Source organism: Chamaesiphon sp. VAR_69_metabat_338 (assembly GCF_031423935.1).
Taxonomy (GTDB): Bacteria; Cyanobacteriota; Cyanobacteriia; order Cyanobacteriales; family Chamaesiphonaceae; genus Chamaesiphon.
Genome location: NZ_JANPGM010000170.1, coordinates 1 through 3,350, shown reverse-complemented (window position 1 = coordinate 3,350; position 3,350 = coordinate 1). Strand labels below are relative to the sequence as shown.

General features: G+C 47.1%; 3 protein-coding genes and 1 pseudogene. All 4 read left to right on the top strand.

Going from position 1 to position 3,350, the window contains the following annotated elements; translation table 11 throughout:
- Window positions 1-573: FAD-dependent oxidoreductase (locus tag RMO84_RS05045; RefSeq protein ID WP_310487384.1), on the top strand; the 573-nt coding region annotated here is incomplete at its 5' end.
- A gap of 150 nt (window positions 574-723) precedes the next feature.
- Window positions 724-1,656, top strand: a complete 933-nt coding sequence (locus tag RMO84_RS05040; RefSeq protein WP_310487383.1) for a phytoene synthase — start codon at window positions 724-726, stop codon at window positions 1,654-1,656.
- Window positions 1,657-1,878: 222 nt separating this feature from the next.
- Window positions 1,879-3,018, top strand: coding sequence for a fatty acid desaturase (locus tag RMO84_RS05035; protein WP_310487382.1), 1,140 nt, complete (start codon window positions 1,879-1,881; stop codon window positions 3,016-3,018).
- Between the two features lie 20 nt (window positions 3,019-3,038).
- Window positions 3,039-3,350 (top strand): annotated as a pseudogene (locus tag RMO84_RS05030) (SAM-dependent methyltransferase); the annotation flags it as partial.

Below are 3,350 nucleotides of genomic sequence, written 5' to 3'. Positions count from 1 at the left end.
AAAACTTTGATGCCGGAACCCTGGCGGGAAATCGAGTTTTTTGAGAAGATGCAGGAACTAGAAGGCGTGCCGGTAATTAACCTGCATCTGTGGTTCGATCGCAAGTTGACCGATATCGATCATTTGTTATTCTCCCGATCGGATATTCTGAGCGTTTATGCCGATATGAGCGTAGCGTGTCGGGAGTATGAAGATCCAGACAAATCGATGCTCGAACTAATTATCGCCCCGGCCAAAGATTGGATCGACAAATCCGATGAAGAGATCGTCGCGGCCACGATGACCGAGCTAGAACGCTTGTTCCCGCAACATTTAACTGGCGATAATCCAGCTAAATTACGTAAATCGAAAGTCGTCAAGACACCCAGATCGGTTTATACTGCATCTCCAGGACGACAAGCTTGCCGACCGAGCCAATCTACGCCAATTGCCAATTTCTTTCTTGCTGGTAGTTATACGATGCAAGAGTATCTTGGGAGTATGGAAGGTGCGGTGCTTTCTGGTAAGCTGGCAGCACAGGAGATTGCGAATTATCAGCCTGTAGTAGTAAAACCACTGGCTACTGCAATCTAGCGGGTAGGGGATAGGGGATAGGGGATAGGGAATAGAAAAAATATAGCTGCACTACTCGGTCTGCGACCGCCGGTCAGCTTAGATTGCATCCATAACTCCAGCCCTATCCCCTAATCCCTATCCCCTATCCCCTAATCCCTATCCCCTTACATGCTGCAACTGGAAAAGTCCCTACCGATCGTGACAATGCTAACATCGACCGAGGAATCGTATGAACTCTGTCGCCAAATAACTGCCCAATACGGCAAAACTTTTTATTTGGCGACACTACTGATGTCAGTCCCCAAGCGGCGGGCGATTTGGGCAATCTATGCCTGGTGTCGCAACACCGATGAGCTGGTGGATGGGGCAGACGCTGATGAGACAACTCCCGCCACGCTCGATCGCTGGGAAGCTCAGCTAGAGAGAATGTTTAGGGGTATGCCCACCGATGAGTGCGATGTAGCTTTAGTCGATACGATCGCCAGATTTCCAGACTTGGATATTCAACCATTTCGGGAGATGATTACCGGACAAAGGATGGATTTACGGAAGAATCGCTACAAGAGCTTTGAAGAATTGTCGCTGTATTGTTATCGGGTGGCTGGTACAGTCGGAATGATGTCGAATGCGATCGTGGGTGTGGATGAGAGCCAATTTACAGCACCCTGGAACGGTCTAAATATCCAGATTCCCACCGAGCAAGCTGTGGCTCTAGGGATTGGCAAGCAATTGACGAATATTCTCCGCGATGTGGGTGAAGATGCCGAGCGGGGACGGATTTATTTACCATTAGATGAATTGGCTTTATTTAACTACACCGAGCAGGATTTGATGAATCGGGTGGTTAATGATAATTGGCGAGCATTGATGCAGTTTCAGATTCAGCGCGCTCGGAAGTATTATCAGCAAGCCGAAAGTGGGATTAGTCAGCTCAGTCCCGATGTCCGCTGGCCGGTGTGGGCGGCATTATTGCTGTATCAACAGATTTTAGACTCGATCGAGCGTAATGATTACGATGTGTTCAATCGCCGCGCCTATGTCAGTACGCCCAAAAAACTCTGGTGTTTACCCGGTTCTTTTATGCGATCGCAGGTTAAATAATGGCAGTGGGAGCGAAAGGTTTGAAGGCACTTTCGAGAGATCGTTGCTGTCAGTACTAACATCCCGTGCCGATGCTGCATTCATCGCTGCTAACTTGGCGAGCGATGTATTTCGAGCTGTCGCTCTGCTCGGCAGCGATCTCCGGTTGGCATGGCTATTCGATCGATAGCAATGCTGCAAGATTGCCGTAAAGGTATTTGTTTATCATAAGTATGTTGTTAAATGGAAAACTTGATTAAAAAATCTGACTTTGTGCTCGCCCCGTACATGAAGAGCGACGACTTACGCGCAACTTATCAAATTTTCAATACGGTTGTTCCTGCTATCTGTTTATGGTTTTTGGCAGTTAAAGCCGCAGCGATTTCTATTTGGTTGCTACCACCGATTATCTTATTGATGACGCTATTTTCAGTGCGTTGTTTTTCATTGATGCATGACTGCGGTCATTATTCACTCTTTAGCTCCAAAAAAGTCAATCGCTGTGTCGGATTTTTGCTAGGAATTATCAACGCTATTCCCCAATATGCCTGGTCGCGCGATCACGCGTATCATCACAAAACTAATGGAAATTGGGAACGGTATCGCGGGGTAGCTGACTTTCTATCGACCGAAGAGTTTGCCAAACTTAGCGAGAAGGAACGTCAAACTTATGCCTTCATCAGGCAGCCGATTATGGCGATTCCTGGTGGTTTTTTCTATCTAGCGATCGCGCCTCGGATGGCCCTAATTATTGGCGTTTACGATCTGCTTCGCGACGTTATTAGGCAACGGCGCCAACAGCCAGAGTTGAGTTTGGCAGACGCTATTTCAAACCATCAATCGAAGCATTGGCAGTCGCGAACGGAGTTTTGGGATTTACTAGCTAATAATATTTGTGTAATTATTAGCTGGATTTTCTTGAGCAATCTGCTGGGTGCGGCCTTCTTTTTAAGCGTTTATTCATTGATGCTAACTTGTTCGGCAGTCATCTTCATCTGGGTCTTTTTCGTTCAGCATATTTTTGAAGGTTCTTACGCTCACAAGACTGAAAGCTGGGATTATTTGCAAGGCGCGATCGAGGGTAGTAGTTATTTAGAATTGCCACTCTTGCTCAAATGGTTTACGGCAGATATCGGCTATCACAATATCCATCACTTATCGGAGCGCATTCCTAATTATCATCTCGAAGCTTGTCATCGTCAAAACTTGCACCTGCTCTCCAATGTCAAAACATTAAGAGTGGGAGATATGCTCGACTGTGCCAAGTTCGTGTTGTGGGATGCCGATACAAATAGCTTGATCTCGATCGAGTCATTCCTGAATAGTGTCCGCAATCCGGTTGTCGAAATTGCCCCCGCACCGCTGGCAATGAATCTAAAATAAGGTATTTAGACTCAATTTAGATGAATTTATTACTATCGCTCCTGGGCTTGTTACTGGCATTGTTATCGATCGGGATTGCCCTCTATCTCCTAACAGCGCGTCCCTATCAATCCGCCAATTCGGTCGCTACATCCTACGATGAATGGACGGAAGATGGCATTTTAGAGTTCTACTGGGGCGAGCATATTCACTTAGGTTATTATGGCTCGCCGCCACAGCGGCAAGACTTTCTTAGAGCCAAAGCTGATTTCGTCCATGAAATGGTGCGTTGGGGTGGTTTGGCAGGTTTACCGGCTGGTACCACCGTCCTCGATGTCGGTTGTGGGATCGGC